Origin of the sequence: Saccharothrix algeriensis (genome assembly GCF_016907655.1) — a bacterium.
GTDB classification, from domain to species: Bacteria; Actinomycetota; Actinomycetes; order Mycobacteriales; family Pseudonocardiaceae; genus Actinosynnema; species Actinosynnema algeriense.
The window spans coordinates 4,534,964-4,552,241 of the sequence record NZ_JAFBCL010000001.1; the positions used below are offsets into that span (position 1 = coordinate 4,534,964).

The 17,278-nt window shown below is 72.5% G+C and carries 14 protein-coding genes and 2 tRNA genes; 10 read left to right on the plus strand and 6 right to left on the minus strand.

Going from position 1 to position 17,278, the window contains the following annotated elements; genetic code table 11:
* Window positions 1-7: 7 nt before the first annotated feature.
* On the plus strand, window positions 8-1,624 hold the full coding sequence (gene cimA / locus JOE68_RS20735) for a citramalate synthase (RefSeq protein WP_204843954.1): 1,617 nt from the start codon (window positions 8-10) through the stop codon (window positions 1,622-1,624).
* Here cimA and JOE68_RS31335 read toward each other — a convergent pair.
* The gene (locus JOE68_RS31335) at window positions 1,605-2,237 is read right to left on the minus strand and encodes a S1 family peptidase (protein WP_239562303.1); all 633 of its coding nucleotides are present in this window, start codon (window positions 2,235-2,237) and stop codon (window positions 1,605-1,607) included. The two genes, cimA and JOE68_RS31335, sit on opposite strands and share 20 nt — an antisense overlap.
* Window positions 2,238-2,293: 56 nt before the next feature.
* Between JOE68_RS31335 and JOE68_RS20745 the strand changes: the two genes are divergently transcribed.
* Complete coding sequence (locus JOE68_RS20745; RefSeq protein WP_204843955.1) at window positions 2,294-3,064, plus strand: fumarylacetoacetate hydrolase family protein; 771 nt, start codon at window positions 2,294-2,296, stop codon at window positions 3,062-3,064.
* Between the two features lie 34 nt (window positions 3,065-3,098).
* On the opposite strand, the gene JOE68_RS20750 is transcribed toward JOE68_RS20745, so the two are convergent.
* Window positions 3,099-4,343, minus strand: a complete 1,245-nt coding sequence (locus tag JOE68_RS20750; protein ID WP_204843956.1) for an FAD-dependent oxidoreductase — start codon at window positions 4,341-4,343, stop codon at window positions 3,099-3,101.
* Window positions 4,344-4,431: 88 nt separating this feature from the next.
* On the opposite strand from JOE68_RS20750, the gene gltX reads away from it, so the two are divergent.
* The 4 genes from gltX to JOE68_RS20770 all read left to right on the plus strand — a co-directional run bounded on the left by gltX (window position 4,432) and on the right by JOE68_RS20770 (window position 7,112).
* Window positions 4,432-5,919 carry a glutamate--tRNA ligase gene (gene gltX / locus JOE68_RS20755; RefSeq protein ID WP_204843957.1) on the plus strand — a complete coding sequence of 496 codons (1,488 nt, stop codon included), beginning with the start codon at window positions 4,432-4,434 and terminating at the stop codon, window positions 5,917-5,919.
* Between the two features lie 104 nt (window positions 5,920-6,023).
* Window positions 6,024-6,761, plus strand: a complete 738-nt coding sequence (locus JOE68_RS20760; RefSeq protein WP_307819785.1) for an HAD family hydrolase — start codon at window positions 6,024-6,026, stop codon at window positions 6,759-6,761.
* A 110-nt stretch (window positions 6,762-6,871) separates the two neighbouring features.
* Window positions 6,872-6,943 (plus strand) — tRNA-Gln (locus JOE68_RS20765).
* A gap of 96 nt (window positions 6,944-7,039) precedes the next feature.
* A tRNA-Glu gene (locus tag JOE68_RS20770) sits at window positions 7,040-7,112 on the plus strand.
* A 289-nt stretch (window positions 7,113-7,401) separates the two neighbouring features.
* Here JOE68_RS20770 and JOE68_RS20775 read toward each other — a convergent pair.
* Window positions 7,402-8,103: an IclR family transcriptional regulator gene (locus tag JOE68_RS20775; protein WP_204843958.1), complete on the minus strand. Its 702-nt coding sequence runs from the start codon at window positions 8,101-8,103 to the stop codon at window positions 7,402-7,404.
* 69 nt (window positions 8,104-8,172) lie between these two features.
* On the opposite strand from JOE68_RS20775, the gene leuC reads away from it, so the two are divergent.
* The 3 genes from leuC to JOE68_RS20790 all read left to right on the plus strand — a co-directional run bounded on the left by leuC (window position 8,173) and on the right by JOE68_RS20790 (window position 11,067).
* Window positions 8,173-9,576, plus strand: a complete 1,404-nt coding sequence (leuC, locus tag JOE68_RS20780) for a 3-isopropylmalate dehydratase large subunit (RefSeq protein ID WP_204843959.1) — start codon at window positions 8,173-8,175, stop codon at window positions 9,574-9,576.
* Between the two features lie 12 nt (window positions 9,577-9,588).
* The gene (leuD, locus tag JOE68_RS20785; RefSeq protein WP_204843960.1) at window positions 9,589-10,191 is read left to right on the plus strand and encodes a 3-isopropylmalate dehydratase small subunit; all 603 of its coding nucleotides are present in this window, start codon (window positions 9,589-9,591) and stop codon (window positions 10,189-10,191) included.
* A 207-nt stretch (window positions 10,192-10,398) separates the two neighbouring features.
* Window positions 10,399-11,067: an HU family DNA-binding protein gene (locus tag JOE68_RS20790; RefSeq protein WP_204843961.1), complete on the plus strand. Its 669-nt coding sequence runs from the start codon at window positions 10,399-10,401 to the stop codon at window positions 11,065-11,067.
* Window positions 11,068-11,599: 532 nt separating this feature from the next.
* Here JOE68_RS20790 and JOE68_RS20795 read toward each other — a convergent pair.
* The 3 genes from JOE68_RS20795 to JOE68_RS20805 all read right to left on the minus strand — a co-directional run bounded on the left by JOE68_RS20795 (window position 11,600) and on the right by JOE68_RS20805 (window position 15,190).
* A complete protein-coding gene (locus tag JOE68_RS20795) occupies window positions 11,600-12,508 on the minus strand; it encodes an NUDIX hydrolase (RefSeq protein WP_307820042.1) in 909 nt (302 codons plus the stop codon).
* Window positions 12,508-14,775 (minus strand): RNA degradosome polyphosphate kinase, encoded by a 2,268-nt coding sequence (locus JOE68_RS20800; RefSeq protein ID WP_204843963.1) that lies wholly within the window; start codon window positions 14,773-14,775, stop codon window positions 12,508-12,510. The genes JOE68_RS20795 and JOE68_RS20800 overlap by 1 nt, the downstream gene beginning before the upstream one ends.
* A 220-nt stretch (window positions 14,776-14,995) precedes the next feature.
* On the minus strand, window positions 14,996-15,190 hold the full coding sequence (locus tag JOE68_RS20805; RefSeq protein ID WP_204843964.1) for a hypothetical protein: 195 nt from the start codon (window positions 15,188-15,190) through the stop codon (window positions 14,996-14,998).
* A gap of 89 nt (window positions 15,191-15,279) precedes the next feature.
* Between JOE68_RS20805 and JOE68_RS20810 the strand changes: the two genes are divergently transcribed.
* Window positions 15,280-16,875, plus strand: a complete 1,596-nt coding sequence (locus JOE68_RS20810) for an LVIVD repeat-containing protein (protein ID WP_204843965.1) — start codon at window positions 15,280-15,282, stop codon at window positions 16,873-16,875.
* Window positions 16,876-17,278: the final 403 nt, after the last annotated feature.

The window sequence follows — 17,278 nt, forward strand, 5'->3', positions numbered from 1 at the left end:
GACCCCCGTGACCACGCTCGGTGATTCCTTCCACGTCTACGACACGACCCTGCGGGACGGTGCCCAGCGCGAGGGCATCTCCTACTCGGTGACGGACAAGCTCGCGGTCGCGCGGCTGCTGGACGGGCTCGGCGTGGGGTTCATCGAGGGCGGCTGGCCGGGCGCGCTGCCCAAGGACACCGAGTTCTTCGCCCGCGCCGCGGCGGGCGACCTGGTGCTCGAGCACGCGCAGCTCGTCGCCTTCGGGGCCACCCGCAAGGCGGGGGTGAAGGTGGAGCAGGACCAGCAGGTCAGGGCGCTGCTGGACAGCCAGGCCCCGGTCGTGACGCTGGTGGCCAAGTCCGACCGGCGGCACGTCGAGCGGGCGCTGCGCACCGACGTCGCGGAGAACTGCGCGATGGTCCGCGACACCGTCCGGTTCCTCGTCGGGGAGGGGCGCCGGGTGTTCCTGGACGCGGAGCACTTCTTCGACGGCTTCGCGTTCGACCCGGACACCGCGCTGCGCACGCTGGAGTCCGCCGTGGAGGGTGGCGCCGACGTCGTCGTCCTGTGCGACACCAACGGCGGCCAGCTCCCGCTGGGGCTGGCCGAGACCGTCGCCGACGTGGTGGCCCGCACGGGCTTCCGGGTCGGCATCCACTGCCAGGACGACACGTCCTGCGCGGTGGCCAACACCATCGCGGCGGTGCAGGCGGGGGCCACCCACGTCCAGTGCACCGCCAACGGCTACGGCGAGCGAGCGGGCAACGCCGACCTGTTCGCCGTCGTCGGGAACCTCGTGACCAAGCTCGGCCGGCCGGTGCTACCGCCCGGTGCGCTGGCCGAGCTCACCCGCGTCTCCCATGCGGTGGCCGAGATCGCGAACATCGCACCCGACCCCCACCAGGGCTACGTCGGGTCGTCGGCCTTCGCCCACAAGGCGGGGCTGCACGCGAGCGCGATCAAGGTGGACCCGGAGCTGTACAACCACATCGTTCCGGACACCGTCGGCAACGGCATGCGGGTGCTGGTCACCGAGATGGCGGGCCGGGCCAGTCTCGAGCTCAAGGGACGTGAGCTCGGGATCGACCTGGCCCGCCGGCCCGAGGCGCTGACCAGCGCCGTGCGCCGGGTCAAGGAGCTGGAGGCGGGCGGCTGGTCGTTCGAGGCCGCCGACGCCTCGCTGGAGCTGCTGCTCAAGCACGAGCTGTCCGAAGCGGACACCCCGCCGTTCGAGCTGGAGTCCTACCGGGTGGTGCTCGACCACACCCGCGACGGGGCGATCGTGTCCGAGGCGACGGTCAAGGTGCACGTCGCGGGGGAGCGGGTGATCGCCACCGCCGAGGGCAACGGGCCGGTGCACGCGCTGGACGCGGCGCTGCGCAAGGCGCTGCTGCCGCACCTGTCCTGGTTGGACAGTGTGCAGCTCAACGACTACAAGGTGCGCATCCTGTCCCGGCCGCACGAGGCGGCCGAGCACGGCACCGACGCCGTCACCCGCGTGCTGGTGGAGTCCACCGACGGCGAGCGCGAGTGGACCACCGTCGGCGTCCACGGCAACATCGTGGAGGCGAGCTGGCTGGCGCTGTGCGACGCCCTGGCGCACAAGGCGGCGCGCGCCGCCGTCAGCCCGTCACCAGCGTGAACCCCTCGGCGGCCAGGACCTTGTTGATCGGGAAGAAGTACGAGGCGCAGCCGGAGCCGCCCACCAGGTGCCCCTGGGCGTGACCGCCGCTGACCACCGGGAGCCAGTCGTCGCCGGGCTGGACGCACAGGCTGGTGCGGGTCAGCCCGGTGATGGTCCCGCCGGGGTGGTGGACGGACTGGTTCTTCGCCAGGACCGTGCCGCAGCGCCAGCCGGTGCGGCCTCCGGCCGCGCACACGCTCGCCCCGACGGGGGCCTCCGCCGAGCCGGTGACGGTCGTCGGGTGGCCGACCACCCGGGGCAGCTGCCGCCAGGCCGACGGGTCCTGCACGCGCACCACCGCGTAGGCGGGGCGGACGTGGACCACCGGGCCGACGACACCGCCGCCGGGGCCGCGCAGGACGGCGCCCACCGGGGCGCAGCCGGCCGGGACCAGCAGGTGGCCGCGGACGTTGAAGCCGTTGGCGCACCGGGACCCGGCGGGGCCTTCGAGCCGGGTGCCCGCTTCGAGCGGGACCGCCCCGGGAACGGGTCCGGGGGTGGGTGCGGGGGCGGCGGTGGCCGGGGCGACCGCGGCCAGCAGGGCGAGGAGGACGAGCAGCAGGGTTCTCATCCCTCGACGCTAGGCACGGCGGGTGCCGGCGCAAGCCGCCGGTTAGGGTGATTGCCGTGCGCATCGCCCGTATCGCCCAACCGGACGGCCTCGCCTTCGCCGCGATCGAAGGGGACGGCGACGACCTGACCGCCGTCGAGATCGCCGACGACCCGTTCGCGAACCCGACGTTCACCGGACGCCGCTGGCCGCTGGCCGACGTCCGGCTGCTGGCGCCGTTCCTGCCGCCCAAGATCGTGGGCATCGGCCGCAACTACGCCGAGCACGCCGCCGAGCTGGGCAACGAGGTCCCGGACCACCCGCTGATGTTCCTCAAGCCCAACACGGCGGTGATCGGGCCGAACGCGGAGGTCAAGCTGCCCGCGGCGGCCGGGCGGGTGGACTTCGAGGGCGAGCTGGCCGTCGTCATCGGCGTGGGCGGCCGGGACATCCCGGCGGCGCGGGCCCGGCAGTCGGTGCTGGGCTACACGATCGCCAACGACGTCACGGCGCGGGACCTCCAGCGGACCGACGGCCAGTGGACGCGCGCGAAGGGCTTCGACACCTTCTGCCCGCTGGGGCCGTGGGTGGAGACCTCGTTCGACCCGTCCGACGTGGCGATCCGCACCGAGGTCGACGGCGAGGTGCGGCAGGACTCGCGCACCTCGTTGCTGCTGCACGACATCCCCGCCCTGATCGAGCACATCTCGGCCGTGATGACCCTGCGCCCGCTGGACGTGATCCTCACCGGCACGCCCGCCGGCGTGGGCCCGCTCACCGCCGGGCAGACCGTCTCGGTCACCGTGGAGGGGCTCGGCACCCTCACCAACACCGTCGCCGACCGCTAGCCGCCGGGGGCGGCCCCCGCGCGGGGAGCCGCCCTCAGCTCCGCTCGATCCGCTCGGGCGCGCGGCGGGCGAACCCCGGCGCGCGCTCGGGCATCAGCCCGATCCCCACCAGGTAGGCCGGGATGGCCTGCAGCAGCGGGTACCGCTGCAGCAGCGCCACCGGCCGCGGCGCCCGGCCGGTCGCGACGCGCGCGGAGCCCTCCAGCGCGGGCCGCAGGAACGCGTTCTGGATCAGGCGCTGGATCGCCTGGGTCACCGCGGTCGGCAGCCACCGCCGCCGGCGCACCCGCGCCAGGTCCGCCGCCGTGAGCCGGCCCTCCCGCAGCGGCCGGGCCAGCAGGCGCGCGGCGGCCACCGCGTCCTGCACCGCCAGGTTGATGCCCACGCCCCCGATGGGCGACATGGCGTGCGCCGCGTCGCCGATGCACAGCACGCCCTCGGCGTGCCAGCGCCGCAACCGGTCGAGCCTGACGTCCAGCAGCTTCACGTCGTCGAGCGACTCGACGGTCCCCATCCGCTCGGCCACCCACGGCACGAGCGCCGCCACGCGCGCCCGGAACGCCTCGACGCCCTCGGCGCGCAACCGCTCGTCGGCGCCCTTGCGGATCAGGAACGCGGCCTGGAAGTACTCGCCGCGGTTGATCAGCACCAGCCCGCTGCCGCGGCCGAAGCGCCCGAGCCCGCCGGAGGGCTCGTCGGCCGCGCGCGGCAGCCGGAACCACCACACGTCCATCGGCGCGCCGAACGAGCGCGCCCGCAGCCCGGCCTCCCGGCGCACCGCCGAGTGGCGCCCGTCCGCCGCCACCACCAGGTCCGCGGCCAGCTCGACCTCGCGCCCCGCCGTCCGGTAGCGCACGCCGGTGACCCGGCCGCCGGACCTGAGCAGGCCGGTGAACTCGGCGTCCATCTTCAGCGCGAAGGACTCCTCGCGCCGCCCGGCGTCGGCGACCAGGTCCAGGAAGTCCCACTGCGGCACGAACGCGATGTGCTTGTGCGGCCCCGGCAGCCGGGACATGTCGGCCACCGTCTGCGTGCCGCTGTCCAGCAGCACCTGCACCTTGTCCACCAGCTGGTGCGGCACCTCCGCGAACGACGGCCCGAGCCCCAGCTCGTCCAGCAGGGTCAGCGTGGACGCGTGCACCGTGTCGCCCCGGAAGTCCCGCAGAAAGTCGCCGTGCTTCTCCAGGACGGTGACCGCCACCCCGGCGCGGGCCAGCAGCAGCGCGCACACCATCCCCGCCGGCCCTCCGCCGACCACCGCGACCGTGGTCCTCTCCATCGTCCCCACCTCGTTTTCAACGGTAGTTGAATAACTTCAGGATGCTCCTGTCGGCGCCGCCGGTCAAGGCGGATAGGCTGATCGGGTCATGAGCGCATCCGCAGTCACCCCAGAGGTCCGCGTCCGCTTCTGCCCGTCGCCGACCGGCACGCCGCACGTGGGCCTGATCCGCACCGCCCTGTTCAACTGGGCCTACGCCCGCCACACCGGCGGCGCGATGGTGTTCCGCATCGAGGACACCGACGCGGCCCGCGACTCCCGCGAGTCCTACGAGCAGCTGCTCGACGCGATGCGCTGGCTGGGGCTCGACTGGGACGAGGGCCCCGAGGTCGGCGGGCCGCACGGGCCGTACCGGCAGAGCGAGCGCCGCGACCTCTACGCCGACATCGCCCGCAGGCTGCTCGACGCGGGGGAGCTGTACGAGTCGTTCTCCACCGCCGAGGAGATCGAGGCGCGGCGCAGGGCGGCCGGCCAGGACCCGAAGCTCGGCTACGACGGCCACGACCGCGACCTCACCGACGCGCAGCGGGCCGCGCTGCGCGCCGAGGGCCGCGAGCCGGTGCTGCGCCTGCGGATGCCCGACGAGGACCTCGGCTGGGACGACCTGGTCCGCGGCGAGATCACCTTCAAGGCCGGCTCGACGCCCGACCCGGTCCTGGTGCGCGCCAACGGCGACCCGCTCTACACGTTCACCAATCCGGTGGACGACGCGCTGATGCGCATCACGCACGTGCTGCGCGGGGAAGACCTGCTGCCGTCCACCCCGCGCCAACTCGGCCTTTATGCCGCGCTGCGGCGAATCGGCGTGACCGACCACACCCCGCGCTTCGGCCACCTGCCCTACGTGATGGGCGAGGGCAACAAGAAGCTGTCCAAGCGCGACCCGCAGTCGAACCTGTTCCGCTACCGGGAACGCGGATTCCTGCCCGAGGGGCTGCTGAACTACCTCGCGCTGCTCGGCTGGTCGATCGCCGACGACCGGGACATCTTCTCGGTGGCGGAAATGGTCGAGTCGTTCTCCCTGGAGAAGGTCAGCGCCAACCCGGCCCGGTTCGACCTGAAGAAGGCCGAGGCGATCAACGCGACGCACCTGCGCGCGCTGCCCGTGGAGGACTTCGTCAGCCGCGTGCTGCCGTACCTGGCGGCCGACGGCCTGCTGGTGGACCCGACCGACGAGCAGTTGGCGACGTTGCGCGGAGTGGCCCCCCTGGTGCAGGAGCGACTGGTCGTGCTGTCCGAGGCGTCCGGCATGGTGCGCTTCCTCTTCGCGGACGAGGAGTCGTTCGTGCCGGAGGAGGAATCGGCGGCGAAGGCGCTGGGCGAGGACGCGCGCCCGGTGTTGACGGCCGGTATCACCGCGCTGGAGTCGTTGCCGGAGTGGACGGCGCCCGCGATCGAGGAAGCGCTCAAGGCGTCCCTTGTGGACGGTCTGGGGCTCAAGCCGCGCAAAGCCTACGCCCCGATCCGGGTCGCGGTGACGGGTCGCACCGTCTCGCCGCCGCTCTACGAGTCCCTGGAGCTGGTCGGTCGGGATCGCTCGATCGGGCGCTTGCGACGGGCGCTCGGGGCAACCTGACTGGTGCGTTCGGGCGGTTCAGCGATGCTTGACCGTGCAAGAACCCCCAGATATCACCTCTCTGGTCGAGTCGGACGAGGGTCGCTCGCACCTAGCCTCACTGGGTGACAACCGCAGCCCCGACCTTCACCCCCCGGAGAACCGGCGAGATCCGCGCGGTGAGCCTCGATGTGGACGACACCCTCGTCGACTACAGCACCTCATCGCGGGCCGCGCTCGCCGCGATGGTCGGCAACGCCGACAACTGGACGCTGTGGCAGCGCATCACCGACGAGCACTGCTCCCTGCTGCTCGCGGGCCGGCTGGAGTACGAGTCGATGCGCAACATCCGCACCCGCGCGTTCTTCGCCGCGCTGGGCGAGGAGCTGGACCTGGCCGAGGCGACCCGGCGCGAGCTGCACCGCCAGGAGGTGCTGGCGGCCGGCTGGCGGCTGTTCCCCGACGTGGTGCCCTGCCTGGAGTGGCTGCGCGCCACCGGCCTGCCGATGGCCGCCGTGAGCAACGCCTCCGGCCGGCACCAGCGCGTGAAGATCGCCACCCTCGGCCTCGCGCAGTACTTCGACACCGTGCTCATCGCGGGCGAGGTGGGCGCGGCCAAACCGGACCCCGTGATCTTCGACACCGCGTGCGCCGACCTCGGGGTGCCCCCGCGCGACACCGTGCACATCGGGGACCGCCTCCACGCCGACGCCATCGGCGCGCGGGACGCCGGCCTCAAGGGCGTCTGGCTGAACCGGCAGGGGCCGGGCGACGGTTCGCTGCCCACCGGCATCGCCGCCATCAACAGCCTCGCTGAGCTGCCCGAACTCCTCGTCTGCGAGCTGTCGGCGGCGTCCGCCTGACCCCGATTTCCGTTCCGCCGGGCTCTTGGTCTACTATTCCTCCCGGCGGAACGGACAGCCCCCGGGCCAGGGATCACCACCCAGGTGCGGGAAGTTGATCGGAAAGCCAATGGGGTATGGTGTAATTGGCAGCACGACTGATTCTGGTTCAGTTAGTCTAGGTTCGAGTCCTGGTACCCCAGCTGCAGCGGTGGAAAACGGATGTGCTAAGCTACCGCAGCAAGATAAAGTGAACACCGAGGCGAGATCCGGTCGGAAGACCAGGTCACACCACCTAGGGCCCCGTCGTCTAGCGGCCTAGGACGCCGCCCTCTCAAGGCGGTAGCGTGGGTTCGAATCCCATCGGGGCTACAGATCGGGGGATCCCCGTGTCGCATTGCGACACGGGGATCTTTCGCATTTACACCGGGGGTCCGACCCCCGGACCCCGGCCGGGAGGCTCCGCCCCCGGACCCCCGGTGGGGCTTCGCCCCTTGCCCCCTCCGTCGGTCCCCTGTTCGGCCGGCTTCCTGTTCGGCCTGTCTTCCCGGCTTCCTGTTCGGCCTGTGTGGTTTGTGGCTGGGGAGGTTGGAGTTGGGGGTGGGGCTGGAGGGTCGGGGGTCGGGGGCGGAGGGAGGGGAGGGGGAGGGGTGGGTGGGGGTTATAGGCGGGCTTGTAGGGCTTCGGCTGCGGCTAGTAGGTCTGCTGCCCAGCGGGCGCCTGGGCGGCGGCCCATGCGGTCGATGGGGCCCGAGACGGAGACCGCCGCGACCACCGAGCCGGTGCTGTCCCGTACGGGGGCGGAGACGCTGGCCACGCCCGGCTCGCGCTCGGCCACGCTCTGGGCCCACCCCCGGCGGCGGACCTCCAGGAGGGTGCGCTCGCCGTAGACCGCGTCGACGAGCACGGAGCGCTGGGTGCCCGGGTCGGCCCACGCCGCCAGGACCTTCGCGCCCGAGCCCGCGGTCATCGGCAGCCGCGCCCCCACCGGGACGGTGTCGCGCAGGCCGCTCGGCGGTTCCGCCGACGACACGCAGATCCGCTGCACCCCGTCCCGGCGGTAGAGCTGCACGCTCTCGCCGGTGATGTCGCGCAACCTCGGCAGCACCGAGGAGGCCGCGTCCAGCAGCGGGTCGGTGGCCCCGCCCGCCAATTCCGCCAGTGCCGCGCCCGGACGCCACCGGCCGTCGGAACCCCGTCGCAGCAACCTGTGCACCTCCAGGCCCACGGCCAACCGGTGCGCGGTCGCCCGGGGCAGGCCCGTCCGGTTGCACAACTCGGCGAGCCCACACGGATCCTTTGCGACGGCGTTCAAGACAGCCACTGCCTTGTCCAGCACGCCGATCCCGCTATGCTGTCCCACAAGCCGATACTAACTTCCCACTGTCTGGGAAGTCCAGATCTATCGACTGTCCAGATCCTGGGAGAAGCGATGAGCCGCACGCTCGCGGAGAAGGTGTGGGAAGCGCACGTGGTGCGCCACGGCAGTGGCGCGGAGCCCGATCTGCTCTACATCGACCTCCACCTGCTGCACGAAGTGACCAGCCCGCAGGCGTTCGACGGACTGCGCCTGGCGGGTCGACCGATCCGCCGCCCCGACCTGACCATCGCCACCGAGGACCACAACGTCCCGACGGTCGACATCGAACTGCCGATCGCCGACCCGGTGTCGCGCACCCAGGTCGAGACGCTGCGCAAGAACTGCGCCGAGTTCGGCGTGCGGCTGCACCCGATGGGCGACGCCGAGCAGGGCATCGTCCACGTGGTCGGCCCCCAGCTGGGCCTGACGCAGCCCGGCATGACCGTCGTCTGCGGCGACAGCCACACCTCCACGCACGGCGCGTTCGGCGCGCTGGCGTTCGGCATCGGCACCTCCGAGGTCGAGCACGTGATGGCCACCCAGACGCTGCCGCTCAAGCCGTTCAAGACGATGGCCATCACGGTCGACGGCGAGCTGCGGCCCGGCGTGACGGCGAAGGACGTCATCCTCGCCGTCATCGCCCGGATCGGCACCGGCGGCGGCCAGGGCTACGTGCTGGAGTACCGGGGCAGCGCGATCGAGGCGCTGTCCATGGAAGCCCGCATGACCATCTGCAACATGTCGATCGAGGCCGGCGCGCGCGCCGGGATGATCGCACCGGACCGGACCACGTTCGACTACCTCCGGGGCCGCCCGCACGCGCCGTCGGGGGCCGACTGGGACGCCGCGGTGGCGTACTGGGAGTCGCTGCGCACCGACGAGGGCGCCGAGTTCGACGCCGAGGTGCGCCTCGACGCCGCCGAGCTGACCCCGTTCGTCACCTGGGGCACCAACCCCGGCCAGGGCCTGCCGCTGGCCGACCGCGTGCCGGACCCGGAGGCCATCGCCGACGAGAACGAGCGCGTCGCCGCGGAGAAGGCGCTGGCGTACATGGGGCTGGAGCCGGGCACGCCGCTGCGCGACATCCACGTCGACACGGTGTTCCTCGGCTCCTGCACGAACGGGCGCATCGAGGACCTGCGCGCCGCGGCCGACGTCCTGCGCGGGCAGCGGGTCGCCGACGGCGTGCGGATGCTGGTGGTGCCCGGCTCCATGCGGGTGCGCGCCCAGGCCGAGTCCGAGGGGCTGCACGAGGTGTTCCTCGCGGCGGGCGCCGAGTGGCGGCAGGCCGGGTGCTCGATGTGCCTGGGCATGAACCCGGACCAGCTCAAGCCGGGCGAGCGCAGCGCGTCCACCTCCAACCGCAACTTCGAGGGCAGGCAGGGCAAGGGCGGTCGCACCCACCTGGTCTCGCCGCTCGTGGCCGCCGCCACCGCCGTGCGCGGCACCCTGTCGTCGCCCGCCGACCTGGTCTGAGGAGCTAGTCAGATGGAAGCGTTCACCACGCACACCGGGGTCGGCGTGCCGCTGCGGCGGTCCAACGTGGACACCGACCAGATCATCCCGGCCGTCTACCTCAAGCGCGTCACCCGCTCGGGTTTCGAGGACGGGCTGTTCGCCGCCTGGCGTGGCGACGAGCAGTTCGTGCTCAACCAGGAGCCGTTCCGGGCGGGCAGCGTGCTGGTCGCCGGGCCCGACTTCGGCACCGGCTCCTCCCGCGAGCACGCCGTCTGGGCGTTGATGGACTACGGCTTCCGGGTGGTCATCTCCTCCCGGTTCGCCGACATCTTCCGGGGCAACGCGGGCAAGCAGGGCCTCGTGGCCGCCCAGTGCGAGCAGTCCGATGTCGAATTGCTGTGGAAGGTGCTGGAGAACGACCCCGGCACCCCGGTGACCGTGGACCTCACCGACAACACCGTTGTGGCGAAGGACTTCACCGCCCCCTTCACCATCGACGAGTACACCCGCTGGCGGCTGCTGGAGGGTTTGGACGACATCGCGCTGACCCTGCGGCACGCCGACGACATCACCACGTTCGAGCGGAACCGCCCCGGTTGGTTGCCCACCACCGAACCGGTCCCCGCGCGGTAGTCCGAAGGGGCCGGATTCCCCCGTTGCCAGCGGGAATCCGGCCCCGTCCGGGCCCGTCAGGGCCGATCCGGTGTCCCTCGACAGGTCGTAATTGCCCACGCCACAACGAAAAATCTGGCGTGGCGATTGGTATTTCCTTGCATATGGGCTTACCGTGGCCATCAGTCGGCCCGACTAGGGCCGTGAGCGTCCTGGGAGGGACTGAAGGTGAACAAGGCCCAGCTCATCGAGGCGCTCGCCGAGCGCCTTGGCGACAAGAAGAACGCCGCTGCCGCTGTCGACGGCATCGTCGACGTCATCGTCCGCAGCGTCCACAAGGGCGAGAAGGTCAACATCACCGGCTTCGGTGTCTTCGAGAAGCGTGCCCGCGCGGCCCGCACCGCTCGCAACCCGCGCACCGGTGAGACCGTGAAGGTCAAGAAGACCAACGTTCCCGCGTTCCGCGCGGGTTCGACGTTCAAGGACGTCATCAGCGGCACGAAGAAGCTGCCGAAGGCCACCGCCGCGAAGCCCGCCGCGAAGTCCGCCGCCGCCGCGAAGACCGCCGCCTCCACCAAGGCGCCGGCCACCCGCAGCACCACCGCGCGCACCACCACGACGCGCACCGCGCGCAGCACCACCGCGCGCACCGCCGCCGCCGCGACCAAGGCCCCGGCCACCCGCCGGACCGCCGCGGCCGCGAAGCCCGCCGCCGCCACCACCGCCGCCAAGGCCCCCGCCGCGAAGGCGACCACGGCCAAGGCGTCGACGGCGAAGGCGAGCACGGCCGCCCCGAAGGCGGCCGCGGCGAAGAAGCCGGCCGCCGCCAAGGCGACCACGGCGAAGGCCCCCGCGGCCAAGAAGCCGGCGGCGAGGAAGACCGCGGCGAAGAAGTGAACTCCGGCCGGGCGGTGGCCCGGCGGGAGAGGCGTTGACCCACGCTCGGGGCCCGGTGCGGACGCGCACCGGGCCCCGAGCGCGTCTTCGGGGCGAGGCCCCGCCCCCGCGGGGGCCCGCGCGGGCGCGACTTGTCCTTCCCCGGCCCTGAGAGGGCTTCCGGCGGCCTGTCCCGCTCAGCGGGGTCGCTGCCACCCTCCACGTCGGACGCGCGTTCCCACGGCGCTACCGGTGGGCGGTTCCGGGCTCGCCGCCGTCACCCGAACAGCCGCAGGTCTCGCCGGAACAGTCCACGGCGAAGGTCGGGTGGTGTCACGGAAAGGCCGCCCGCGGCGGCACATCCACCGGACGCGTCCGGCGAACGGGGTTCCGGCGAATCGGGGAGCCGGCGCGGGAGCGGTCCGCCCGCGGGTCACCGGCCGGCCCCCGGGAAGCGGCGGGTGGAATGCGGCGGAATTCGGCGGGACGGCGCCCGCGGGGCCGCACGGGTGCGGGGACGGGGCGGTGATTCCCCGCCCCCGCGAAAACCGGTTCAGGGCTTGGGGCTGGCCAGCGGGCTCGGCAGGTAGTGCGCCGAGACCAGCCGGGGGCCGCCGGCCGGGTCCGATGTGGACCACCCCGGCTCCGGCCGGTGGAAGGCCAGCAGCCACGCGCTGCCCTTCTTGCACGGCACCTCGCCCACCGGCAGTCCCGCGCGGTCCGCCAGGGCCGAGACCAGGTCCGGGATCACGCCGCCCTGGCTGCACACCACCGGCACGCCGACGCCGTCCACGATCTCCAGCAGGCGGTCCAGGCCGGCCCGCGGGTCGGGCCAGTAGCCCTCCTCCGACAGCCCCGGCTCCAGCAGCACGCCCGCGCCGATGTCGTCCGCCACGCCCTGCACGGTCTCCACGCACCGCACCCGCGGCGCCGAGTGGACGCGGGCCGGCCCCCACAGGGGCAGCAGGGCGCGCAGGCCCTCCGCCTGCCGCCAGCCCGCCGCGCTCAGCGGGCGCAGGTCGTCGTCGCCCCGCCAGTTGTCGCGCTTGCCCGCCTTCGCGTGCCGCACCAGCAGCACGGTCGCCAGGTCGGCGGGCGCGGCGGTGAAGACCCCGAGCACCTCGCGGTCGGTGTCGCGGGTGACCAGCTCCGCCGCCGCGTCGACCGGCAGCCAGCGCAGCTCGTCGACCTCGTCGTTGGGCTCGAACGAGCCGCCCTCGGCGCGCGCGCTGAAGTAGTCGACCACCTTCTCGCCGCCGAAAGCCGCGTACCGCACGGTCTTCAGGTGCCGCCCGAGCACGGCCCGGTAGCCGGTCTCCTCCAGCACCTCCCGCACCGCCGCCGCGGGCACGGTCTCGCCCGGGTCGAGCTTGCCCTTGGGCAGCGACCAGTCGTCGTAGCGCGGCCGGTGGACGACGGCCACGGAGCCGTCGTGCCACAGGACGGCGCCCGCCGCCCGGATCACCCGAGCGCTCGGTGGGCGCGCAGCAGCTCGGTCTGGTGGTCGCGCACCCGGCTGCCGTCGGACGGGGAAGCCTCCCACTCGCCGTCGGGTCGCAGCACCCAGCACCGGGTGGTCGGCTCCAGCGCCGAGTCGAGCACCTCGTCCAGCTGCGCGACGAGCTTCGGGTCGGTCACCCGCACCTGCACCTCGACCCGGCGGTCCAGGTTGCGGTGCATCATGTCGGCGCTGCCGATCCACCGCTCGTCGCAGCCGACGAAGTGGAACACCCGCGAGTGCTCCAGGAAGCGGCCCAGGATGGAGCGCACGTGGATGTTCTCCGACAGGCCCTCGATGCCGGGCTTGAGCGCGCACACCCCGCGCACCACGATGTCCACCCGGACCCCGGCCTGCGAGGCGCGGTAGAGCGAGTCGATGACCTGCTCGTCCACCAGCGAGTTCACCTTGATCCGCACGCCCGCCGGCTCACCGGCCTGCGCGTGCTCGACCTCCCGCTCGATGCGCTCCACGATGCCCCGCCGCACGCCGTAGGGCGCGACCAGCAGGCTGCGGTAGTGGTCCTGCCGGGCGTAGCCGGTGAGGACGTTGAACAGGTCGGTCAGGTCCGCGCCGATGGTCGGCTCGGCGGTCAGCAGGCCGATGTCCTCGTACAGCCGCGCGGTCTTGGGGTTGTAGTTGCCGGTGCCGATGTGGCAGTACCGCTGGATGCGCGAGCCCTCCTGGCGCACCACCAGGGACGTCTTGCAGTGCGTCTTGAGCCCCATCAGGCCGTAGACGACGTGCACGCCCGCCTTCTCCAGCGCCCGCGCCCACTTGATGTTGGCCTGCTCGTCGAACCGGGCCTTGATCTCCACCAGCGCCACGACCTGCTTGCCCGCCTCGGCCGCGTCGATCAGCGCGTCCACGATCGGCGAGTCGCCGGAGGTGCGGTACAGCGTCTGCTTGATGGCCAGCACGCGGGGGTCGGCCGCGGCCTGCTCGATGAACCGCTGCACGGACGTGGAGAACGAGTCGTAGGGGTGGTGCACCAGCACGTCGCCCTCGCGCAGGGTGGCGAAGATGCTCTTGGGCGTCTCGCGCTCGCCGAACGCCGGGTGCGTGGCGGGCACGAACGGGGCGTCCTTGAGCTGCTTGCGGTCCACGCCGTAGAGCTGCCACAGCGACGACAGGTCCAGCAGGCCCGGCACCTGCACGACGTCGTGCGGGTCCACCTCCAGCTCGCGCAGCAGCCGTTCGAGCATGTGCTCGGTCATGTCGTCGGCGATCTCCAGCCGCACCGGGGGACCGAACCGGCGGCGCACCAGCTCCCGCTCCAGCGACTTGAGCAGGTCCTCGTCCTGGTCCTCCTCGACCTCCAGGTCGGCGTTGCGGGTGACCCGGAAGGCGTGGCACTCGATGACCTCCATGCCCGCGAACAGCTCGCCCAGGTGCGCGGCGATCAGCTCCTCCAGCGGCAGGAACGTCGCGGTCGGGCTGGTGCGGTCCTGCTCGACGCGGACCAGGCGCGGCACGTTGTCGGGCACCTTGATGCGGGCGAACCGCTCCGCGCCGCCCTCGGGGTCGCGCACCGTCACGGCCAGGTTCAGCGACAGGCCGGAGATGTAGGGGAACGGGTGCGCCGCGTCCACCGCGAGCGGCGTCAGCACCGGGAAGACCTGGTCGGTGAAGTAGTTGGACAGCCGCAGCTGCTCCAGCTCGGTCAGCTGCGCCCAGTTGACGATGCCGATGGCGTGCTTCTCCAGCTCCGGCCGCACGTGGTCGAGGAACGCGCGGGCGTGCTGCTCGACCAGTTCCTGGGTGCGCTTGAAGATCGCGGCCAGCTGCTCGCCCGGCGTGAGGCCGTCGGCGCTGCGCACCGACAGGCCGGTGTCCGCGCGGCGCTTCAGGCCGGCGACCCGCACCATGTAGAACTCGTCGAGGTTGGAGGCGAAGATCGCGAGGAACTTGGCCCGCTCCAGCAGCGGCTGGGAGGCGTCCTCGGCCAGGGCGAGCACCCGCGCGTTGAAGTCCAGCCAGGACAGCTCGCGGTTGAAGTAGCGGTCGTCGGGCAGGTCGGCCTGGGCCTCGACCGCGGTGACGGCGGGCGGTGAACTCGGGAACGAGCGCTGCGGCGCCTCGGGCTGCGGCGCGGCGCGGTCGTCGGCGCGGCGGACGGCCGCGCGCGGGCGGCGGCGGGGCGCGCTCGCGGCGGGTTGCGCCCGGGGCGTCCTCGTGCGTCGCTTGGGCGCCGGCTGCTCGGGAGTGTTGTCCGTGCTCACGATAGGCATTGTTCCTCAACCGAGGCGGCCTCGCGCCGATCGCAGCCGTCGCGGAGGTGAACTCCGCGTCACACGCGAGGGCCCGGTCGCGGTGCCGGGGCTGGACGGGGCCCACACCGCGTCGTTCGTCACACCGGACGCGGGTGAACGGCCTCCGTCGGTCCGGGGTGGGGGAGCGCCGGCGCGGCGGAGCCGTCCCGAGCACGGGGCCGGGTGCGGCGCGCGCCGATCAGAAGGCGCGGTCGAGCTTGACGATCGCGCCGTTGGGGGCGCGGTGGATGGTGACCCGCTGGCCCGGCCGCAGGGTCCGCCAACCGCCTGCCGTCACGGCGTTGGCCGGCACCTCGATGGCCACGCCGTCGTTGCGGACCACCGTCACCGAGCCGCCCCAGTGGTGCTTCTGCACAGTCGCCTGTTCCCCCATGGCGGCAAAGCTAGCCGATCGGGGGTGGTGAGCGCGATCGCAATAATGCCACGCTCCGCGATAGCGCCATCACGGAAAGGAGCGGCGGCATGAGGCTTACGGCAGGGGTGGTCGCGGCGGTGCTGCTCGGCTTCCTGGGCACGGGCAGTGCGACGGCGGCGCCGGACCGGGACGCGCCGCCGGCGCGGGACGGCGTGGCCGCGGCCGGCGCCGCGGAGGGCTCCGCGGGCGGTGGTCTCGCGCCGGCGGCCCGGAACGTCGAGCTGCGCAAGTCGATCCCGGACACCGCGGGCGCGATCTCCATCAACTTCGTGCAGTACCGGAACCGCGACGTCATGTTCGTCAGCGGCACGTTCGGCCTCAAGACCTACGACGTGACCGACCAGGACGACCCGAAGCTGCTCGACCACCTGACCAAGAAGGAGCTGGCGCTGCCCGGTGACGACCCGGAGCAGCGGTTCTGGGAGAACGAGGACGTCACCGTCGACCCCAAGCGCAAGCTGGTGTTCCTGGCCCGCGAGCGCAACGCCTTCGGCCGCCAGCCCGGCAACGAGCGGCCCACCGGCGTCTACGTCGTCTCGGCCGCCGACCCAGGGAAGCTGGAGCTGATGAGCTTCGCCCCGATGGGCACCGGCCACATCACCACGTGCATCAACGACTGCACGTACCTGTGGACGACGGGCTACGACGGCACGCCGTCCGACGACCCGGACACCTACCGCCGCTCCGGCAAGGTGTTCGTCACCGACCTGCGCGACCCGCGCAACCCCAAGACCCTGACCACCTACGTGGACCAGAACCGCAACCAGGGCGAGACGCACATGACGCACGACGTCCAGGTGGACGGCGCGGGCGTCGCGTGGGTGGCGGGCACCGGCGGCACCCGCGGCTACTACACGCAGGGTTGGCACCGCGACCCGCTGACCGGCAAGGTGCGCCGGGCGACGCCGTACGACCCGGTGCCGTACGCGGGCGGCGCGGCCCCGAAGCTGGACATGCCGACGTCGTTCTCCCACAACTCGTTCCGCCCGATCGGCCGCACCCTGGCCGACGGTCCGCGCCCGACCCGCGAGCACCCGGCGGGCAGCCTGCTGCTGCACACCGAGGAGGCGTTCGGCTCGGCCACGTGCAAGGACCAGGGCCGGTTCGTGATCTCGTCGCTGGAGGGCTCGACCAACGGCGAGTCGTGGCGGGCCACCCCGGACAAGCCGTTCACGCTCGAAACGGTCGGCGTGTGGAGCCCGGACGACCAGGAGGGCACCCTGCCCGGCCCGGACGTGTTCTGCTCCGCGCACTACTTCGACGTGCAGAAGCGGATCGTCGCCTACTCCTGGTACGAGCAGGGGACGCGGTTCCTGGACATCACCGACCCGAAGAACCCGATCCAGGTGGCGTACTGGCGGCCCGAGGGCGCGGTGTCGTGGGCGCCGTACTTCCACCGCGACCGGGTTTTCGTGGCGGACATGGGACGCGGCGTCGAGGTCCTCAAGCTCACCAAGGCCGCTTACGACGCCCAGGAGACCCACACCAACGTGACGCTGAAGACCGAGCCCGTGGCGGAATCCGCCCGTTCGGCCGACAGCCCGCGCAAGCGCTTGCCGCTCGCTCCGGACCCGGATTACGGATACGCGTGCCCGATGTTGGTCGGCCGTGGCTGCGGTGACGGCGCGGCAGCCTGCTGCTGACCGGTTGAGCCCTGGCTGACGGGGTGGTTGCGCTGCGCGGCTCGACACAGGGCCGCGCAGCGCGCGGCGGCGCTTCAGCTCTCACCTCAGCCGCGCCTCGCGCGGCGGCGCTTCAGCGCAGCCTCGTGCCTCGTGTTCTCCCCGTACGGCCTGGGCGCAGCCCAATCATGCCGAGCAGGGGGTGTCAAGCACGCTTCACCGCTTGACACCCCCTGCTCGGCATGATTGCCTCCGGCAGGCCGTACGGGGAGAACACGACGCACTTCCCTTCTCCTTGGGGGCCTCTCGGCCGCTCTTCTTACTAAGATCGCGCACCGATCCGGGTGAGATTTGGTGCGGTACTGCCCGAGGCTGAAGGGATTAAAAGAGTCCTCGCCGGACAGGCAGGCCGCCAAGGAGAAGG

Bases quoted from the DNA above. Each gene is read 5' to 3' on its own strand.
- leuD (WP_204843960.1), top strand. From the start codon at position 9,589: ATGGAAGCGTTCACCACGCACACCGGGGTCGGCGTGCCGCTGCGGCGG.
- JOE68_RS20750 (WP_204843956.1), bottom strand. From the start codon at position 4,343: ATGGAGAGGACCACGGTCGCGGTGGTCGGCGGAGGGCCGGCGGGGATG.
- JOE68_RS20805 (WP_204843964.1), bottom strand. From the start codon at position 15,190: ATGGGGGAACAGGCGACTGTGCAGAAGCACCACTGGGGCGGCTCGGTG.
- gltX (WP_204843957.1), top strand. From the start codon at position 4,432: ATGAGCGCATCCGCAGTCACCCCAGAGGTCCGCGTCCGCTTCTGCCCG.
- leuC (WP_204843959.1), top strand. From the start codon at position 8,173: ATGAGCCGCACGCTCGCGGAGAAGGTGTGGGAAGCGCACGTGGTGCGC.
- JOE68_RS20800 (WP_204843963.1), bottom strand. From the start codon at position 14,775: ATGCCTATCGTGAGCACGGACAACACTCCCGAGCAGCCGGCGCCCAAG.
- JOE68_RS20810 (WP_204843965.1), top strand. From the start codon at position 15,280: ATGAGGCTTACGGCAGGGGTGGTCGCGGCGGTGCTGCTCGGCTTCCTG.
- JOE68_RS31335 (WP_239562303.1), bottom strand. From the start codon at position 2,237: ATGAGAACCCTGCTGCTCGTCCTCCTCGCCCTGCTGGCCGCGGTCGCC.